An 18,733-nucleotide genomic window follows, 5' to 3' on the forward strand; every position below is an offset into this window, starting at 1 on the left:
CTGCGCGGAAGATGTAACGGGGCTAAACCATGCACCGAAGCTGCGGCAGCGAACGTATCACCCAAGACAACTTTGCAGAGTTGACGATTGACGGAGCGAAGCGACGTCAATGCGTTTTACAACGTCGAGTTGGCTTAGGGATACGTTCGTTGGGTAGGGGAGCGTTCTGTAAGCCTGCGAAGGTGGACTGTGAGGTCTGCTGGAGGTATCAGAAGTGCGAATGCTGACATAAGTAACGATAAAGCGGGTGAAAAGCCCGCTCGCCGGAAGACCAAGGGTTCCTGTCCAACGTTAATCGGGGCAGGGTGAGTCGACCCCTAAGGCGAGGCCGAAAGGCGTAGTCGATGGGAAACGGGTTAATATTCCCGTACTTGGTGTTACTGCGAAGGGGGGACGAAGAAGGCTAGGCCGGCCGGGTGACGGTTATCCCGGTTTAAGCGTGTAGGTGGGTGGTCTTGGTAAATCCGGACCGCTATTAACACTGAGGCGTGATGACGAGTCTCTACGGAGATGAAGTGGTTGATGCCCTGCTTCCAGGAAAAGCCTCTAAGCATCAGGTAACACGAAATCGTACCCCAAACCGACACAGGTGGTCAGGTAGAGAATACTCAGGCGCTTGGGAGAACTCGGGTGAAGGAACTAGGCAAAATGGTGCCGTAACTTCGGGAGAAGGCACGCTGGCAGTAGGTGAAGTGGCTTGCCCATGGAGCCGAAGCCAGTCGAAGATACCAGCTGGCTGCAACTGTTTATTAAAAACACAGCACTGTGCAAACACGAAAGTGGACGTATACGGTGTGACGCCTGCCCGGTGCTGGAAGGTTAATTGATGGGGTTAGCGCAAGCGAAGCTCTTGATCGAAGCCCCAGTAAACGGCGGCCGTAACTATAACGGTCCTAAGGTAGCGAAATTCCTTGTCGGGTAAGTTCCGACCTGCACGAATGGCGTAATGATGGCCAGGCTGTCTCCACCCGAGACCCAGTGAAATTGAACTCGCAGTGAAGATGCTGTGTACCCGCGGCAAGACGGAAAGACCCCGTGAACCTTTACTATAGCTTGACACGGAACATTGAACCTTGATGTGTAGGATAGGTGGGAGGCTTTGAAGTGTGGACGCCAGTCTGCATGGAGCCAACCTTGAAATACCACCCTTTAATGTTTGATGTTCTAACTCGACCTGCTGAATCGCGGGTGAGGACAGTGTCTGGTGGGTAGTTTGACTGGGGCGGTCTCCTCCCAAAGAGTAACGGAGGAGCACGAAGGTTGGCTAATCCTGGTCGGACATCAGGAGGTTAGTGCAAAGGCATAAGCCAGCTTGACTGCGAGAGTGACGGCTCGAGCAGGTACGAAAGTAGGTCTTAGTGATCCGGTGGTTCTGAATGGAAGGGCCATCGCTCAACGGATAAAAGGTACTCCGGGGATAACAGGCTGATACCGCCCAAGAGTTCATATCGACGGCGGTGTTTGGCACCTCGATGTCGGCTCATCACATCCTGGGGCTGAAGTAGGTCCCAAGGGTACGGCTGTTCGCCGTTTAAAGTGGTACGCGAGCTGGGTTTAGAACGTCGTGAGACAGTTCGGTCCCTATCTGCCGTGGGCGCTGGAAGATTGAGGGGGGTTGCTCCTAGTACGAGAGGACCGGAGTGAACGCACCGCTGGTGTACGGGTTGTGATGCCAATTGCATTGCCCGGTAGCTACGTGCGGAAAAGATAAGCGCTGAAAGCATCTAAGCGCGAAACTTGCCCCAAGATGAGTCTTCCCTGGGACTTAGAGTCCCCTAAAGGAACGTTAAAGACGATGACGTAGATAGGCTGGGTGTGTAAGTGCAGCGATGTATTGAGCTAACCAGTACTAATGAACCGTGAGGCTTAACCTTACAACGCCGAAGGCGTTTTAGAGACGAAGAATTATTCAGTTTGTTCTGCGGATTAAAGTCCGAAGGATTTCGCGGTGAGGCAAGGCGGCAAACGAGGGCGGCACGGGAACATACATAGGTATGTGACTATGACGACGGAGAGCGGCCAACGCAGCATCAGCGTGAAAGACACAGGACAGAGCACAAAGAATATGCCTGGCGGCGACAGCGCGGTGGTCCCACCTGACCCCATGCCGAACTCAGAAGTGAAACGCCGTAGCGCCGATGGTAGTGTGGGGCTTCCCCATGCGAGAGTAGGGAACTGCCAGGTTCTTAATTTAAAGAAGTAAGCCAGAGCGCTTCTGGTGAGATAAAAATTCGGTGGAGCGGTAGTTCAGTTGGTTAGAATACCTGCCTGTCACGCAGGGGGTCGCGGGTTCGAGTCCCGTCCGTTCCGCCACTTATTAAAAGCCCTGAGTATGCACTCAGGGCTTTTTTCTTGCTTATAACCCTATTGTTGCTTTTTAGGCAAAAATCCTCTGCATTTATCGCTCTTTTTCTTCTTGAATGTGTTGGTCATAATCTCTTTACTTAACAAACACAGAGAGAAAGAGAAACGCAATGACAATCCCCGCATTTGGCCTTGGTACTTTTCGTCTGAAAGATGATGTCGTTATCGCATCTGTAAAAACGGCGCTGGAACTCGGTTATCGTGCCGTTGATACGGCACAAATTTATGATAATGAGGCGGCCGTAGGGCTGGCTATAGCCGAAAGCGGCGTGCCGCGCGGTGAGCTGTACCTCACGACTAAAATCTGGACTGAAAACCTTAGTAAGGAAAAGCTAATTCCTAGCCTGAAAGAGAGTCTGAAAAAGTTACGTACTGACTACGTTGATCTGACTCTGGTTCACTGGCCGTCTCCGAATGATGCGGTTTCCGTTGAAGAGTTTATGCAGGCGCTTCTTGATGCAAAAACGGAAGGGTTGACGCGTGAAATTGGTATATCTAACTTCACAATCCCTTTGATGGAAAGAGCCATTGCGGCAGTGGGAGTGAATAATATTGCGACCAATCAGATCGAGCTGTCTCCATACTTGCAGAACCGCAAGGTGGTTGACTGGGCTAAGCAGCACGGTATTCATATCACGTCTTATATGACGCTGGCTTACGGCAAAGCGCTAAAAGATGAGCTGATTGCTCGTATTGCTACCAAACACGGCGCTACGCCAGCTCAGGTTATTTTGGCGTGGGCGATGGGAGAGGGCTATTCCGTTATCCCTTCTTCAACGAAGCGCGAAAATTTGGCAAGCAATTTGTTGTCTGTTGACCTCCGGCTGGACGATGAAGACAGAAAGGCTATCGCCACGCTCGATTGTAACGACCGTTTGGTAAGTCCAGAAGGGCTGGCTCCAATATGGGATAAGTAAATAATATTATGAGCGGCTTCGCAGCTAGCTGAGCCGCTCGCTTAAAAAATCAATAAAGGCCCGAATACGGGCGCTGACGGCTCTGTCGCTATAGTAAACTGCGCTAAACGGCATTTCGATAGGTAAACGGTGCGTCGGCAGCAGTTCCACAAACTCACCTCGTTCGATTTCCCCGTCAATCATATAGTCTGACAAGCAGGCTATACCATTACCGCTTAAGCATAATTGTTTAATGGTTTCGCCGCTGTTGGATGACAACGAGCTGGTAATTTCAAAGAGCTGGCCGTCACCACGGGAGACCGGCCAAATATTTAGCGAGGCGGGTTCTGTAAAGCCCAGACAGTCATGTTCTTTGAGATCCTCGATCGTTTGCGGCGTCCCCCTACGCGCAAGATAGTCCGGAGAAGCCACTATCTTGCGGTAGCTGGTAAACAGGGGGCGGGCGCGCAGGCTGGAGTCCGTCAGGGTTCCTGCACGGATTGCTATGTCTACCTTTCGCTCAATAAGGTTAATGAAAGTCTCCGACGAAACGAGAGAGAGCGTAATCTCCGGGTAACGTTCGCGAAATGGCTTAATCAGCGGCATCAGAAAATGGAGCATCACCGGCGTCGCCGCATCGATGCGTAATAGCCCGCGCGGCGTTCTTTTTGTTTCCATTATTTCATTTTCGGCGGCCGCCATTTCCTGCAAGATAGCCTGAACGCGACGAAAATAGCGTTCGCCTTCTTCCGTCAGGCTGAGTTGCCTGGTGGTGCGATTGAGCAGGCTAACGCCCAGTTTGGATTCCAACTTTTTGACCGACCGACTAACGGCTGAATTAGCCAGCCCCAGCTGTTCTGCTGCGCGGCTGAAGCTTCCGCTTTCTACGACGGCAACAAAGATGGCAATTTCTTCCGATGTAGCTCTCATTATTGCTCCTGAAGCAAAATTTTATTGAGATTTTGACGGTTTTTGTTATTTAAACACCTATGCATACTACGTGTCATCTTAATCTTGTTGATACGGAGTGAACTATGCCGTTGGCGTTACTTGCCTTAACTATCGGAGCCTTTGCAATCGGTACCACTGAGTTTGTGATTGTGGGTTTGGTTCCCACCATTGCTGAACAGTTATCCATTTCCCTGCCGTCGGCTGGGCTTTTGGTTTCTATCTATGCGCTTGGCGTGGCGGTTGGTGCGCCAGTGCTGACGGCGTTGACCGGCCGCCTACCGCGTAAACAGCTGCTGCTGGCGCTAATGGTATTGTTTACTGCCGGTAACCTGCTGGCATGGTTGGCACCTGGATATGGCGTGCTGGTGGTAGCTCGCCTGCTGACCGGGCTGGCGCACGGCGTGTTTTTCTCGATTGGTTCGACGATAGCGACCAGTTTGGTACCGAAAGAGAAAGCCGCATCTGCAATTGCCATTATGTTTGGCGGCCTGACGGTTGCGCTCGTAACGGGGGTTCCTTTAGGGACATTTATCGGACAGCATTTCGGTTGGCGCGAGACATTTCTAGCGGTATCCCTGCTGGGGGTGGTGTCGCTTATCGGCAGCTTTATTTTGGTGCCGGGTAATATTTCCGGCGGCGCCGCAGCCAGCCTGCGCGAGCGGATGAGAGTTCTTACTCATCCGCGCCTGCTGATAATTTATGCCATAACTGCGCTGGGTTACGGAGGCGTGTTCACCGCTTTTACTTTTCTTGCTCCAATGATGCAGGAGCTGGCGGGGTTCTCGCCCGGTTCTGTAAGCTGGATCCTGTTGGGCTATGGCGTTTCAGTGGCCGTAGGCAACGTTTGGGGCGGTAAGCTTGCCGATAAGCACGGAGCTGTTACTGCACTGAAGTTTATTTTTGCCGCTTTAGCATTATTGTTGCTGATTCTTCAATTCACTGTTTCAGTTCAATATGCGGCGCTGGTGACGGTGTTGCTCATGGGCGTCTTTGCGTTTGGCAACGTTCCTGGCCTGCAGGTCTATGTAGTCCAAAAAGCGGAACAGTATGCCCCTAACGCCGTTGACGTAGCATCTGGATTAAATATTGCCGCTTTTAATATTGGCATCGCTATTGGGTCGGTCATTGGCGGACAAACGGTAGAGCATTATGGCCTGTCGCAAACGCCATGGATTGGCGCAGCCATCGTTCTGGCAGCATTTATGCTGACCGGCTTTAGCGGACGCATGGATAAGACAGTAAGGGCTGCCATGAGCTAATACGTTCTAAGATAAGGTAGCCCATGTTTGATTAATGAAAGGCCGTATCTTTTTTAACAAATGCGGCTTTTTGTTTATATGTTTTTCTGGCTTGAATAAATTGAAAGAGAACAATTCTATTCATGAATGCCGTAACTATTTGTTGGGTTTCTTATTATTTTCTTTAAACTCCTTCGTTTTTTAAAAACGTTTTTATTGTTGTAATTAACTGATGCTAAATAACTTTATTGGCACATGCTTCATGTTGTTTTTATTTTTTGGCAAACGTGGTTCGGCAAAGATAACTTTCCGGTAGTGCTCTATTTATGTATATCTCTGATAGCGCTAAAAAATCATGCTTTAGCGCGGCGACTTTATAGCCTCTTTTTATACTCATGGTTACGTCGACCGGCGTATTTATTCGTGGGGTGATGTCATGAGCACAAGTAACCTAAATCGCCTTGGCGCGCTAGCGCTGGCGATAGCCGTTGCGTTCTCCCTTTCGGCCTGCAGCGGAAGCGGTGGTTCCAGCGATATTGGTTCTGACGGAAAATATACCAATAGCGATGGTGGAAGCGGGGATTCAGGCGGTTCTAACGGTGGAAATGATGGTTCTAATGGTGGTGGGAGCGACGGGGGGACAGATCCTGGCGATGGCGGGACGGGAACTGTGGCTAACGGCTCTGCCGTAAATAATGTTGTTAGCGATTTGGGTACGGCGGGGAACGGTCTTGGCGGCGCGATTAATGATATCGCCGATCGGATTCCGCTTAAGGACAATCCCGTTACGTCTACGGTTGCGGTAACGGTTAGTGGCGTTGGTGATGCCGTTACAACCGTAAGTTCAGGCCTTAAAGACGGAATTGGAGATGTTAACAATCCTAACGGCGTTGGAACGACTTTGACCGGAGTGACCAATACGGTTTCCGGCCTTGGGACAACGGTTTCCGCCGTAGGAAATAATCTGGCGGATACGACGGCTAATACTCCGCTAAAAGGAACGACGGCACTGGTGGGCGGCGTTGTTGATACGACGGGCAAGGCAGTGAACGGCGTTGGAAATACGCTGACTTCCGTCGTTCAAAGCGAACCTGTAAGTACGTTAACGACGGGGACAACGACCGTACTGAATACGACGCTGGCCGATACGCAGAAAGTCACTCAAACCGTGGGTACGGCAACCGGGATTGGTTCTCCCGTTAATACCGTTTTGACCGCCGTAGGTACAACGGTTAGCAACGTTGGATCTCAGGTGGGAGCTACTTCGCCTGCGCTTAACGGCGCTGGCCAGTTGGTTCAAGGGGTCGGTCAGGCCGTTGTGGATACCGGCGGATTAGTTAAACCGATATCTACTACCGACGGAGGCAGTACGTCAGGCAGCGCGGGGGCGGGAAGCGGTGGACTGGGTTCAACTTTAAACGGTTTAACCTCAGGCCTAACCTCGACGTTAACGACCACAACGGCGGCTGGCGGTAGCGGTACGGGCGCCGGAAGTTCAACGCCGGGTACTCAAAGCCCAAATCTTATTACTAATTTGACTTCGAGTTTGTCAAATCTCAATAAAAAATAAATATATAAGCGCTCCCACTCGTCGGGAGCGCTTCTTTTCTGCCGTTTTAATACGAGACAGTTTATGAAACAGCTGACGTCAGTGACGCTTGTGCTGAGCGTAATGATAGGCGCCGTTCGCGCAGATACGACCCCTTTGCTTATTGACCCCAATAACCCCGCCAAACCTTCTCCCGGTGTGGCTCCACCAAAAGCGAGCGCTTCGGCTCCGACCGTCACCGTTGACGCTGAAGCTCCTGCGCTGACGCCGCAAACGGAGATCAAGGTCGGACGGATTCAGTTTGTAGGAGGCTCGCGTTATTCTCTGCCTTCGCTCGTTGGGCCGTTTCGCCCGCTGATAGGTAAAACTGTTCCATTGAGTAAGCTACTCAAGCTGACGTCGGCTATTACTCAACGCTATAGGGATGATGGCTATCCGCTCTCTTTTGCTTTCTTGCCCAATAATAACTTCCAGAATGGGACCGTCACCGTCGTATTGGTTGAGGGCTATATCGCCCATAGCCAGATTAACAGCGATAGCCCACAAATTGCAGAGCGCGTGAAGCGACTGGCTGAAAAGATGATGCAGGAAAAGCCGCTGTCGCAGCGTACATTCGATCGCTACAGCCTTTTAATGACGCGAACGCCTGCCGCTAAAGTAGAGGCTAACGCCCAACTTCCAGCAAATATTTACGGTGCGGCGACAATGAGCGTGAATGCGGCGCAGCCCCGGCGGTGGGATGTGTCTTCAACGCTGGACTCACGCAAAGGGCAGAATCTGGCGATGCTTAACGGCTCACTGAGCAATATTACATCATGGGGCGATCAGCTTGGGCTGGCGGTTCTGGTTCCGCTCGATAAGACCGCCCGCAAGAACTACGTGGGTATGAACTACCAGCAATATCTGAGTGATGAAGGCTTACAGCTACAGCTTAAAGGAAGCTTCTATCAGGAGGATCCCCGTAGCTACACTCAGCTTCTTCAGCTAACGCCGGATATCAACGTTGAGTCGCGTCAAAAACAGACTCAGTACACGGGAGGCGTGGCCCTTAACTATCCGCTGGTGCTGGAGCGGCAGAGGCAGCTTGGGATATCGACCGAGCTTGACTATGTGGATAAGCATAATGACTATCGCCTTCGCGCCAACGGTTTTGGTAATACTGTTGACTTATCGACGGTGCGCCAGCATGTTCGATATCCTGCCGCCGAATTGGGCATCAACGGCTATCAGGAATGGGAAAAGGTATCGGCCAGCGCGCGCGTCGCGATGCGCCAAGGAATTAATGGCGCTGGCGCCGATATCTCTCCTAAAGACAGTGCCGATTTAAGCTTCACGCGATGGAAGGGCGGCTTCGACGGGGCGTGGTCAATGACTGACGCCTGGCGGCTTTCGACCTCTTGGGAAGGCGATTGGAGTAACGATAGCTTACCGGAGTCCGAACGCGCCAGCTTTGGGGCGCTTCGCTACGGGCGCGGTTATCCAGACGGAGAGGCCAGCGGCGACTATGGTTATGGCGGCCAGCTGGAGCTGCGCTATATCATTTCACGCGCTGAGAGCCAGTGGTTGGCCACCGTTCAGCCTTATGTATTGACCGATACTGCGCGAACGCGTTTTAATCAGAGCGGCCTTGGCGAGAAAAAGTTGGCCTCTGCCGCTGCGGGCGTTATGTTTGGCGATAACCGGCACTATACGCTGTCGGTTGAAGGGGCCAGACCGCTCGCGGACAAACCAAGCGACAGCCGCGACCGAGACTGGCGCTTTAGCGTAACCTTAACGTGGAACTTTAACGATTTGCGCTAAATACGATGGCTTCACCAATGGCTCGCCTTCCTACAGGAATTTTGGGGAACAACGCTTGTCGTTAATGGTCTAATTTTTAATAATCAGCTATTTTCTGTTATTGGCTGTAGAGTCGCACTTTTCCCCAGCGGCTTTTTATAAATTAAACAAAAGGACGTTATCGGCTCGGGATGCCGATGTAGCGCATAGGGAGATGCTGGGCTATTAATAGGTAGTGAGCGTGCGAAAAAGAAATTATGCCCTGCGTTATTCCGCCGGCGTGCCAGCCGAGCGCGTGTTTCCGGGTGTCCTGAACGAGCTTAATCCAACTATCGTCGCGCCGCTGCAGGCGTTTCCGACCCATGACGTTTTGAACGTCATGGTATGGAACATTTTCAAGCAGCAGAGGGCGGACTGGCTTAACGTGTTAAAAAGGCACGGTGTTGAAAATCAGCTGGTACTTTTACAGGAAGCGCAAACCTCTCCTGAGCTTATCCGATTTGCCACCTCTAACTACCTTACAGCCGATCAGGTGCCGGCCATCATGCTGCCTCAGTATTCTCTGGGGGTGATGACGTTGGCTTCGGCAAATCCCGTCTATTGCTGCCCGCTTCGCGAGAAGGAGCCGCTTCTTCGCCTGTCAAAATCCGCGCTGGTGACGGTGTACCCGCTGGATGATGGCCGTCAGCTTATGGTGGCTAATATTCATGCCGTTAACTTCAGCTTTGGCGTAGACATCTATCAACAGCAGCTTAAGCCCATCGGAGAGCAAATCTTGCAGCATAAAGGGCCGGTGATTTTGGCCGGTGATTTTAACGCCTGGAGCAAACAGCGCATTCGTTCCCTTTATCGCTTCTCTACGCTAACCGGGCTACAGGAAGTTCGCTTTACTCAAGACTGGCGCAAGCGCGCCTTTGGCCGTCCGCTGGACTTTGTGTTTTACCGTGGATTGGAGGTCATGGAGGCGTCGGTGCTGGTAACGAAAGCGTCGGATCATAATCCTCTGCTGGTCAAGTTTTATGCCGGCTCCAGATGAAGCCGGCATATTCGACAGTTAGCGTTTGTAAAGCGTTAAGGTATCGCCGGGCTGTAGGTTGTGGACGTCTTCAAGGGCCGTGTTCCATTTGAGAACGTCATTAATATCAACGTTATGGCGCCTTGCGATGCTGGTCAGAGAGTCGCCTTTGCGTACTCGATAAGTAATGCTTTTGCGAGAACCGCCGGAACTGACGATCTGCAGCGTTTGCCCAACCTTCAGCTTGCCGTTTTTCGCCAGCTTGTTCCAACGCTGAATGTCGCTGGTTTTTACCTTATGACGTTTAGCGATGGAAGAGAGGGTATCGCCGGAGCGAACTTTATACTTTGACGTTGACGTAGCGCTGCTTTTTGCAACCTGTGAGCTCTGTGCCTGCTGAAGCGCCAGCTGGCTCATGTACTCGGCTGAAACCGGCAGAGTAATGAGCTGCCCAGCGACGACCGGCTCTGTCAGCGCATTGGCCTCTTTTATTTCGCTGGCCTTAATGCCATAGCGCTGGGCCAGAATTTCAACGGTTTCCCCTTCTACGACGCGGTGTTGACCCCAGTTGACCAGATTGACGTCGCCTTTTTTCAGCGATGCCGTAAGCTTTTGGGCATTCTGCACCGGTAGGGTGATGGAATGCGGCCCGTTTGGCGCCGTAAAGTTGTGCTTATAGCCGGCGTTATAGGTCTTCAGTTTTTGAAGAGGGATATCGGCCATTTTGGCCGCCTGTTCCAGCTCTATTTGCTGACCGACTTCGATGCGCGTAAGCGCGCGGCTTACGTTGCCGTGCGGAAGCTCGATGTCATAGCTGGCGCTGTTTTTAATGATGCTGCTCAGGGCCAAAAGCTTAGGAATGTAGGCGGTAGTTTCCTTCGGCAGGTTTAGCGACCAATAGTCGGTTGGGCGCTTCTTTCTTTCGTTTTCTTTGATTGCCTTAAGTACGCATCCTTCACCGCAGTTATAGGCAGCAATAGTAAGCAGCCAGTCGCCGTCGAACATGCCGTTAAGGCGTTCAAGAAGGTTTAGCGCAGCGTCGGTGGATTCAGCAAGATCGCGCCGCCCGTCGTACCAGCGATTTTGCTTAAGGCCGTAGTAGAGCCCTGTCGTGGGCACGATTTGCCAAAGGCCCGCTGCGCTGGCCGGTGAGGTGGCATTAGGGTTAAAAGCGCTCTCCACTATGGGCAGTAGTGCCAGTTCCATCGGCATGTCGCGTTCTTTAATTTCGCTGACAATCCAATACATGTAGGGCTCCGCCCTAACGGCGACATTCTGGAGATAGCTCTTATGCTTTAGGTAATAATCCTTTTGGTCGCGAACCCGGGCGTTTTCCGGGACCTCCATCTTCAGCTCGGTGCTGACCGCTTGCCACAGGTTTTTTTCTGACTGGCCGTCCTCGGCCATAAGCCAATCTAGACTGCCACCCTGAGAGTGTTTAGCAAAAAAGTCGCTGGCGGAAGAAGAGTTCTGCTTGCCTGTGTCGGGCTGGGATACCTGATTATTGGTCGTCTGACAGCCAACGAGCAATACAGAGGCGAATAGAATCGCTCTTATCTTCATGTACTCACGTTGTTATTTGTTTAAAAGTCGACCGATAATACTTTGGCTGGCCGAATAACTCAACAAAAAGCGTCAGTAACTGTCCTTCAGGGCTCTTAATCGCTCAAAAACCTGCCAGGTCGCCATAGTTGTAGTATTAAAGCCTAACTTTCTTTGTAAATCAGACTGATGGCATCTTAAGAAAAGGTTGATTTTTTTCTCTTTTTCCAGCGTTGTGGGTACAGAAGGTTGCCCTTCTGAGCGGAGTTGCTCAATTTGTTTCACATATGTTTCAATTTCGCTATCTTCCGGTAAAATGTGGTGGGCAAAGCGCAGGTTCGATAGCGTATATTCGTGAGCGCAGCATACGATAGTGTCATCTGCGAGCGCGGCCAGTTTTTCTATCGACTCATACATCTGCTTTGCCGTACCTTCAAAAATTCTGCCACAGCCGGCGGAAAACAGCGTATCGCCACAGAACAGGTAGGGCGCACAGTAGTAGGCTACGTGCCCCAGCGTATGCCCTGGAACTTCGATAACCTGAAATGACAGCGAAGCCAGATCTATTTTGTCGCCTTCTTTGACTATTTTTGTTGCGCCCTTACTTTGCGTCTCCTGCGGGCCGTAAACCTCAATGCCGGGATAGCGTTCGCACAGCGTCGCGACGCCCCCCGTATGGTCGTTGTGGTGGTGGGTTAGCAGTATGGCCGAGGGCGCGATGGACTTTTTATCTAATAAATCGATAACCGGCCCGGCTTCTCCAGGATCGACCACGACGTTGATATCTTGACCATTCGTCAGTAGCCAAATGTAATTGTCCTGAAAAGCGGGAATGCTGATAAGATGCATAGAGATGTCCTTAAGGTTAACGTTAGACACAAAGAGATGATAATCCATGAGAGCCGCTCGTATCGAGAAGATTGTAGCACCGCCCGCGTCATGGGATGAGTTATCTTGTGGCGGCGCCCTTTTATCCGCGTTGGAGCAGCAGCTTGAACCCTGGTGGCAGAAGCTGTTTGGCTTTCACTTGCTGAAACTTGGCGAGTTGAGCGTAAATGTTAATACGGCCAGATGCCAAATAGCTCATCATATTCATGCGGCCTCAAAGGGAAGCGATCTTCACGTTTACGCCGACAGCCTTCAGCTGCCTTTCTTGAATAAATCGATAGACGCCTGCCTGTTGGCGAATACGCTGGCGTATTCGGAAGATCCTCATCAGGTACTGCGAGAGGTCGATCGCGTACTGATTGACGACGGCTGGCTGATTATCAGCGGTTTTAATCCGATAAGCGCCGTTGGCGTGGGGAAGCTTGTTCCTTTGGTTCGGCAGCGCCATCCCTATACTTCTCGTATGTTTACCAATATGCGGCTGATGGACTGGCTGAGCCTTCTAAACTATGAGGTGCTGTCCCATAGCCACTTTCAGCCCCTTCCCTGGACGCCGTCCGTCTGCAGGCCGGGAATGTCGTTTCCTATTTTGGGCTGTCAGAGCCTGATTGTCGCGAGAAAGCGGACAATCCCCTTAACGATTAATCCGGTTTCTCTGTTTCGAAAGCGCTTTAAGGTCAGGCCGGGCGCGCTGGGGGCGACGAAAAATATCCATCGGGGAGATTAGAACGTCGTTTCCAATCAGCTTTCAGGCGTATATCCTTCGTCGGTCAGCGTTGGCGAAGAGGCTGCGGTTCGGGCCAGTTCATCGCAGCGTTCGTTTTCTTCGTGTCCCGCATGCCCCTTAACCCAGTGCCACTCCACCTGATGGTGGCCGATAGCGCTATCAAGCCGCATCCAAAGGTCGACGTTTTTGACGGGCTTTTTGTCGGCCGTTTTCCAGCCGCGCTTTTTCCAGTTGTGGATCCAGCTCATGATGCCCTGACGCACGTATTGACTGTCGGTGCTCAGGCTGACCTGACAGGGCGATTTGAGCGACTCCAGCGCAGTGATGGCGGCCAAAAGTTCCATCCGGTTGTTGGTCGTCAGGAAATATCCCGCGCTAAGGGTTTTTTCGTGCTGTTTATAGCGTAAAATAGCACCGTAGCCTCCGGGGCCTGGATTTCCCAGACAGGAGCCATCGGTGAATATTTCTACCTGCTTTAACATCTCTGGTAGACTCATCTTTCAGTTTAAAAGCCTAAGTCTGACATAAAATGGAACCAATAAGCACTGAAATTACGCGCCAGATCGTGCTCGATACCGAAACAACCGGTATGAACATGGTCGGCGTGCACTATGAAGGCCACCGTATTATTGAGATTGGCGCGGTGGAAGTGATTAACCGCCGCCTGACCGGCAGGCATTTTCACGTCTATATCAAGCCGGACCGTTTAGTCGATCCCGAGGCCTTTGCGGTACACGGCATCAGCGACGAGTTTCTGGCCGATAAGCCTTCGTTTGCCGACATTGCCGATGAGTTCCTGGCGTTCATTGAAGGCGCTGAGTTAGTTATCCATAACGCATCGTTCGACGTCGGCTTTATGGATTACGAATTTCGCAAGCTGCGCCCTGACCACCCGAAGGTTGAGTCGTTTTGTACGGTGACGGACTCACTGCAACTGGCTCGCAGAATGTTCCCTGGCAAGCGTAACAGCCTGGACGCGCTCTGCAGCCGCTTGGATATCGACAACAGCCGCCGTACGCTGCACGGCGCTCTTCTCGACTCCGAAATTCTGGCAGACGTCTATCTGACGATGACCGGCGGTCAAACTTCCCTGTCGTTTGCGATGGAGGGGGAGACGCAGTCAGATAATAAAGGTTCCGAGATCCAGAGAATTGCCCGTACGGACTTTGCCATGAAGGTTATCTACGCCAGCGAAGAAGAACTAAGTCAGCACGAGTCTCGATTGGACCTGGTGGCGAAGAAGGGGGGAAGCTGCCTGTGGCGCACGCCGCAGGAGGGCGACACGGTTAATTAGCGTGGGTTATGCGCATTTCGTTGAATTTATGCGCAATTGATTTCGTTTTGATAAATTTAGGTTGACGGCAAAGAGCCTGAGCCTTAGTATCTGCCACATTCGAGTGGAGCGGTAGTTCAGTTGGTTAGAATACCTGCCTGTCACGCAGGGGGTCGCGGGTTCGAGTCCCGTCCGTTCCGCCACTTATTTAAGGCCTACGTTATTATTTAACGCAGGCCTTTTTCTTTTGTCATATCCCCAGTTCCCTTTGCCTTTGCCCCCGCGCTTCCGCTACATTACTCCCATTGCCAATTTATCGGACTGTCCGCATGTGGTTTCTTAAGTTTCTTTTTAAAAAGACGTTTGACGCCGGCTTTGTTGAGGCCTTTTTTGAGGCGCTTTCTGCTCGCATTCCTGAACTTGAGCTCGTATGGAAAAAGGGGGGAAGCATCGTGGCGAAAAGCGACGCCACGTCGGCGGTTATCAAGCGCGGGAAGCGTACGCTCTTTTGTCAAAATCCTCGCAATGGATGGATTGACCTCTTCGGAGCGGGTGAGGATCGTCCCGCGCTGCAGGAGACGGCCATGCGTTTTCAGCTTGGCAAAGAAAAGCCGGGATACGCCATCGGCGTCGTCTGCCTTATTCTCTATCTGATCCTTGCCTTCGGAACGATAACGGCGCGCGCTGGGGAAGAAACCTTAGCCAGCGTCTATATTGTTCTCGTAGGCGCCGTGCTTATCATGACGGCGATGATGGTGACAAGCTACAGCGCTAACTGGTCACATACGGCGCGCAGCCTGTGCGCGACGTTTTGGATTTTAACGATAATAGCGACCGCTATTTCTTCTCTATTACTGCTGCCGCTGGTTTGGGCCTTTAACCGCCAACAGCTTAGCAACCTCTATTATTCGAGCGGTTCTGGCGGCGGGCGGCCTGATTCTTCTCCACCAGCCGAATAGCCCTTTTCGCTGCTGCGGCCATCCGTTAAACTGCCCGGCATTGATTGATTTTATTTGATTACCCAAGAGGTGTGATATGTATCAGGATCTTATTCGCAGCGAGCTAAACGAAGCGGCTCAGGTGTTAAATAAGTTTCTTAGCGATGATGCGAACATTGCGGCCGTCGAACGCGCAGCTTTACTGCTGGCGGAGTCCTTCAAGTCCGGTGGAAAGGTGCTGTCCTGCGGTAATGGCGGTTCACACTGCGATGCGATGCATTTTGCCGAAGAGCTGACCGGACGCTACCGCGAAAATCGCCCCGGCTATCCGGCTATCGCTATCTCCGATCCCAGCCATCTCTCCTGCGTCAGCAACGACTTTGGTTTTGACTACGTGTTTTCTCGCTATCTTGAAGCCGTAGGGCGCGAAGGCGACGTGCTGTTTGGCCTGTCGACGTCCGGTAATTCCGCCAATATTTTAAAGGCGATCGACGCCGCACGCGCCAAAGGAATGAAGGTTATCCTGATGACCGGCAAGGACGGCGGCAAGATGAACGGCATGGCCGACGTCGAGATCCGCGTGCCGCACTTTGGTTACGCAGACCGCATCCAGGAAGTGCACATTAAGGTGATTCACATCCTGATGTTGCTGGTTGAAAAAGAGATGGAAAAGTCGTTTTGACGTTCGGGCCGACGGCGTTGTGTGATTGAGGAGGGCGGTATGTGTGAGTTACTCGGAATGAGCGCCAATGTGCCGACCGACATTTGCTTTAGCTTCACCGGCCTGATTCAGCGCGGCGGCCGCACCGGCCCTCATAAAGACGGGTGGGGCATCACCTTTTACGAGGGGAAAGGATGTCGAACCTTCCGCGATCCCAATCCTGGCTACAATTCGCCTATCGCTCGCCTGGTGCAGGAATACCCTATAAAGTCTTGCGCCGTCGTTTCTCATATTCGTCAGGCTAATCGGGGCGCGGTGGCGTTGGAAAACACGCACCCGTTTACCCGGGAGCTGTGGGGAAAGAATTGGACTTTCGCCCATAACGGTCAGCTAAAAGGCTACCGCAGCCTGAAGAACCCGTCGTTTATTCCCATTGGCGAGACGGACAGCGAATACGCCTTTTGCTGGCTGTTGGAACAGCTCAAACAGCGCTATCCAAGGTGCCCGTCCAACTGGCCTGCCGTATTTCGCTTTATCGCGTCCTGCGCCGGGCAGCTTAGGAAGAAGGGCGTTTTCAACATGCTGCTGTCTGACGGCGACTATGTGATGGCCTATTGCTCCACCCGGCTGCACTGGCTAACGCGCCGCGCCCCTTTTGGCAAAGCGACGCTGCTTGATGAAGACGTTGAAATAGACTTTCAGCGAGAAACGACGCCAAACGACGTCGTTACCGTGATTGCCACTCAGCCGCTAACGGGAAACGAGCAGTGGCAAAAGATTGAGCCCGGTGAGTTCGCGCTGTTCCATCTGGGAGAGCGCGTTCTTTAAGCTGAATTATTGGGCGAAAGGATTTCGGCTGTCGGTTGTCTTACGGTTAGCCAACAGCTCCTGAGATTCCAGGCTGTAGCGCCCGTTCGCCACGGTAACGCTGGGCGGCTGGTGGGTGCGCTCAAAGAAGTCGTACCCAGGCTTTAGCTGCTGCCAGAAGTCATAGTGTACCGAATGGCTGTAGCGCTGCATGTTCTCTTCCGTCATGCGGAAGGGGAAAATGCCGACGTCGACCTGAGGCTGCCCGCCGATCAGCGCATACTCAATAAATTGGTAAATTTCGGCAATCTGCCGGTTGGTCATGGCATAGCACCCTTCTGACACACAGTCGCCGTGCACCATCAGATGCTTACCGGTAAAACCATGCTCTTTGTCAAACTGGTTGGGGTAGCCGAGGTTAAAAGAACGGTAAAACTTGCTGTTGGGGTTCAAGCTGCCCATCGTGACCTGATAAAAGCCCTCAGGGCTCTTGAAATCACCCTGGAAGCGTTTGGGCCCGAGGCCGCCGGAGTAGTTACAGATAGGATATGTCTGTATGAGCTGAAAGTTTCCCCGATCCTTAACGAACAGTTCCAGCTTCTTTTCTTCTTTAATAATGCGGATATATACCGGCTTGCCCAGAAAGCGCTGCTTTTGCGGCGAAATCGGGTATGACTCCTGCTCCTGAGAGAGAGTCGGTTGAGCATAGGTTTGAAACACCGTCAAAGGGAGCAGCAGGCTGAGCAGCAGCAGGGTTTTGCCCATTTTCTTTCCTGTTGTAAAAGCGTATTCCATAACAAATCGAATTAGTAAACAAAAACGGCGGCAAACGCCGCGCATACGATGGACGATAGTGTATGCCAGCCGATGAAAAAAGAGCAACGATTTTTAGCGTAATCGCCCATATTTAGGGGGCTTCACGAGATTTCGAGTTTCAAAATCGGCATTAATGTGTCCATTCGGAACGTAGGGTGTAAAAGATGTCGTTTTCCATGTAAAAATGGCGATGCTCTTTTGTGAGTTTTTATTGTATTGACTGAGGTGGAAGGTTGAATTGGTTTTCTCGTAGGCTGGCGCCCTTTGCTGTCGCCGTTTCGCTGCTTTTTATTTTTGGCTGTCAGCCTGAACGGGTCTCTCTGGACGGTAAGACGATGGGGACCTATTACTCCATCAAATATCTTCCCGCGCCGAGCGCGCCGGGCGCCGAGCCGCTAAAGCAAAAAATTGACGCATTGCTTGAAGAGGTTAACGACCAGATGTCCACCTACAGGCCGGCTTCTGAACTCAGCCGATTCAATCAAAGCCGAGTGGTGAATCAGCCGTTTCCCGTTTCTGCGGCCACCGTCCGCGTGGTCAACGAAGCTTTTCGTATCAGCAGGTTGAGTCAGGGTGCGCTCGACGTTACCGTCGGGCCGCTGGTGAACCTGTGGGGGTTCGGCCCGGAAGCCAGACCGGATGCGCCGCCCGATGAAGCTGAAATCGCCCAGCGCCGGGCCTGGGTCGGTATGGATAAACTTGAAGTTCAGGGGCAGAGCCTGATAAAGCGCGTGCCGGAGCTTTATCTCGATCTGTCGGCTATTGCAAAAGGCTATGGCGTCGACGCCGTGGCGGAGTATCTGGAGTCGTTAGGCATTCAGAACTATATGGTCGATATTGGCGGCGAGGTTCGAACCCGCGGGCTGAACGAGCGGAAAAAACTTTGGCGAATCGCGGTTGAAAAGCCGGTTACCGGGGTTGAACAGCAGGTACAGCGCGTCGTTGAGCCAGGGAACATGTCGATGGCGACTTCGGGCAGCTATCGTAACTTCTTTGACGCGGATGGCATACGCTATTCCCATACCCTCGATCCCCGTTCCGGCAGGCCGATAATGAGCGACGTCGTTTCCGTTACGGTGATTAGCCCATCCTGTATGACGGCGGACGGTTGGGCAACGGCGCTGACCGTCTTGGGCGTCAAGGAGGGAATGGCGCTGGCGGAGTCGCTCGGCCTTCCCGTAATGATGATTTCTTCGACGCCAGAGGGATTTACCGAACACTTTTCGTCGGCGTTTAAGCCCTTTCTGGTTGCGCCCTGATGCACTAAGCGTCGTTTCGCTTGAGGAATG

16 protein-coding genes, 2 tRNA genes and 2 rRNA genes (1 of these 20 cut by a window edge) are annotated in these 18,733 nt (G+C 52.2%); 15 read left to right on the forward strand and 5 right to left on the reverse strand.

Going from position 1 to position 18,733, the window contains the following annotated elements:
* The 4 genes from V8L73_RS05655 to dkgB all read left to right on the forward strand — a co-directional run.
* A 23S ribosomal RNA gene (locus tag V8L73_RS05655) occupies positions 1–1,874 on the forward strand; it begins 1,230 nt to the left of the window's first position.
* Positions 1,875–2,068: 194 nt separating this feature from the next.
* A 5S ribosomal RNA gene (rrf, locus tag V8L73_RS05660) occupies positions 2,069–2,184 on the forward strand.
* Positions 2,185–2,236: 52 nt separating this feature from the next.
* Positions 2,237–2,313 (forward strand) — tRNA-Asp (locus V8L73_RS05665).
* A 161-nt stretch (positions 2,314–2,474) separates the two neighbouring features.
* The gene (dkgB, locus tag V8L73_RS05670; RefSeq protein WP_347254331.1) at positions 2,475–3,281 is read left to right on the forward strand and encodes a 2,5-didehydrogluconate reductase DkgB; all 807 of its coding nucleotides are present in this window, start codon (positions 2,475–2,477) and stop codon (positions 3,279–3,281) included.
* Positions 3,282–3,305: 24 nt separating this feature from the next.
* On the opposite strand, the gene yafC is transcribed toward dkgB, so the two are convergent.
* Positions 3,306–4,190: a DNA-binding transcriptional regulator YafC gene (gene yafC / locus V8L73_RS05675; protein ID WP_347254332.1), complete on the reverse strand. Its 885-nt coding sequence runs from the start codon at positions 4,188–4,190 to the stop codon at positions 3,306–3,308.
* A 104-nt stretch (positions 4,191–4,294) separates the two neighbouring features.
* On the opposite strand from yafC, the gene V8L73_RS05680 reads away from it, so the two are divergent.
* The 4 genes from V8L73_RS05680 (at position 4,295) to V8L73_RS05695 (ending at position 9,813) form a co-directional block, all read left to right on the forward strand.
* Complete coding sequence (locus V8L73_RS05680; protein WP_261831434.1) at positions 4,295–5,470, forward strand: MFS transporter; 1,176 nt, start codon at positions 4,295–4,297, stop codon at positions 5,468–5,470.
* 415 nt (positions 5,471–5,885) lie between these two features.
* Positions 5,886–7,019: a collagen-like triple helix repeat-containing protein gene (locus V8L73_RS05685; protein WP_347254333.1), complete on the forward strand. Its 1,134-nt coding sequence runs from the start codon at positions 5,886–5,888 to the stop codon at positions 7,017–7,019.
* Between the two features lie 63 nt (positions 7,020–7,082).
* The gene (locus tag V8L73_RS05690; RefSeq protein ID WP_347254334.1) at positions 7,083–8,798 is read left to right on the forward strand and encodes a ShlB/FhaC/HecB family hemolysin secretion/activation protein; all 1,716 of its coding nucleotides are present in this window, start codon (positions 7,083–7,085) and stop codon (positions 8,796–8,798) included.
* A 220-nt stretch (positions 8,799–9,018) separates the two neighbouring features.
* Positions 9,019–9,813 (forward strand): endonuclease/exonuclease/phosphatase family protein, encoded by a 795-nt coding sequence (locus V8L73_RS05695; RefSeq protein ID WP_261831437.1) that lies wholly within the window; start codon positions 9,019–9,021, stop codon positions 9,811–9,813.
* A gap of 18 nt (positions 9,814–9,831) precedes the next feature.
* On the opposite strand, the gene mltD is transcribed toward V8L73_RS05695, so the two are convergent.
* Positions 9,832–11,355 carry a murein transglycosylase D gene (gene mltD, locus V8L73_RS05700; RefSeq protein ID WP_027275141.1) on the reverse strand — a complete coding sequence of 508 codons (1,524 nt, stop codon included), beginning with the start codon at positions 11,353–11,355 and terminating at the stop codon, positions 9,832–9,834.
* A 72-nt stretch (positions 11,356–11,427) separates the two neighbouring features.
* Positions 11,428–12,183 (reverse strand): hydroxyacylglutathione hydrolase, encoded by a 756-nt coding sequence (gloB, locus tag V8L73_RS05705; RefSeq protein ID WP_347254794.1) that lies wholly within the window; start codon positions 12,181–12,183, stop codon positions 11,428–11,430.
* A 46-nt stretch (positions 12,184–12,229) separates the two neighbouring features.
* On the opposite strand from gloB, the gene V8L73_RS05710 reads away from it, so the two are divergent.
* On the forward strand, positions 12,230–12,949 hold the full coding sequence (locus tag V8L73_RS05710) for a class I SAM-dependent methyltransferase (protein ID WP_347254335.1): 720 nt from the start codon (positions 12,230–12,232) through the stop codon (positions 12,947–12,949).
* Positions 12,950–12,963: 14 nt separating this feature from the next.
* On the opposite strand, the gene rnhA is transcribed toward V8L73_RS05710, so the two are convergent.
* Complete coding sequence (gene rnhA, locus V8L73_RS05715) at positions 12,964–13,431, reverse strand: ribonuclease HI (protein WP_261831439.1); 468 nt, start codon at positions 13,429–13,431, stop codon at positions 12,964–12,966.
* Between the two features lie 47 nt (positions 13,432–13,478).
* On the opposite strand from rnhA, the gene dnaQ reads away from it, so the two are divergent.
* The 5 genes from dnaQ (at position 13,479) to V8L73_RS05740 (ending at position 16,649) form a co-directional block, all read left to right on the forward strand.
* Positions 13,479–14,243, forward strand: coding sequence for a DNA polymerase III subunit epsilon (gene dnaQ / locus V8L73_RS05720; protein ID WP_134389001.1), 765 nt, complete (start codon positions 13,479–13,481; stop codon positions 14,241–14,243).
* Positions 14,244–14,348: 105 nt separating this feature from the next.
* Positions 14,349–14,425 (forward strand) — tRNA-Asp (locus tag V8L73_RS05725).
* A gap of 126 nt (positions 14,426–14,551) precedes the next feature.
* Entirely contained in the window at positions 14,552–15,181 is a 630-nt protein-coding gene (locus V8L73_RS05730) for a hypothetical protein (protein WP_347254336.1), read from the forward strand.
* A gap of 76 nt (positions 15,182–15,257) precedes the next feature.
* Positions 15,258–15,842: a D-sedoheptulose 7-phosphate isomerase gene (gene lpcA / locus V8L73_RS05735; protein WP_027275147.1), complete on the forward strand. Its 585-nt coding sequence runs from the start codon at positions 15,258–15,260 to the stop codon at positions 15,840–15,842.
* Between the two features lie 39 nt (positions 15,843–15,881).
* Positions 15,882–16,649, forward strand: a complete 768-nt coding sequence (locus V8L73_RS05740) for a class II glutamine amidotransferase (protein WP_347254337.1) — start codon at positions 15,882–15,884, stop codon at positions 16,647–16,649.
* Positions 16,650–16,655: 6 nt separating this feature from the next.
* Here the strand turns inward: V8L73_RS05740 and V8L73_RS05745 are convergent, their stop codons facing one another.
* Positions 16,656–17,393 (reverse strand): L,D-transpeptidase family protein, encoded by a 738-nt coding sequence (locus tag V8L73_RS05745; RefSeq protein ID WP_027275149.1) that lies wholly within the window; start codon positions 17,391–17,393, stop codon positions 16,656–16,658.
* A 284-nt stretch (positions 17,394–17,677) separates the two neighbouring features.
* On the opposite strand from V8L73_RS05745, the gene V8L73_RS05750 reads away from it, so the two are divergent.
* On the forward strand, positions 17,678–18,703 hold the full coding sequence (locus V8L73_RS05750; protein ID WP_051155767.1) for an FAD:protein FMN transferase: 1,026 nt from the start codon (positions 17,678–17,680) through the stop codon (positions 18,701–18,703).
* Positions 18,704–18,733 lie beyond the last annotated feature (30 nt).

Source organism: Leminorella grimontii (assembly GCF_039789245.1).
GTDB lineage: Bacteria > Pseudomonadota > Gammaproteobacteria > Enterobacterales > Enterobacteriaceae > Leminorella > Leminorella grimontii.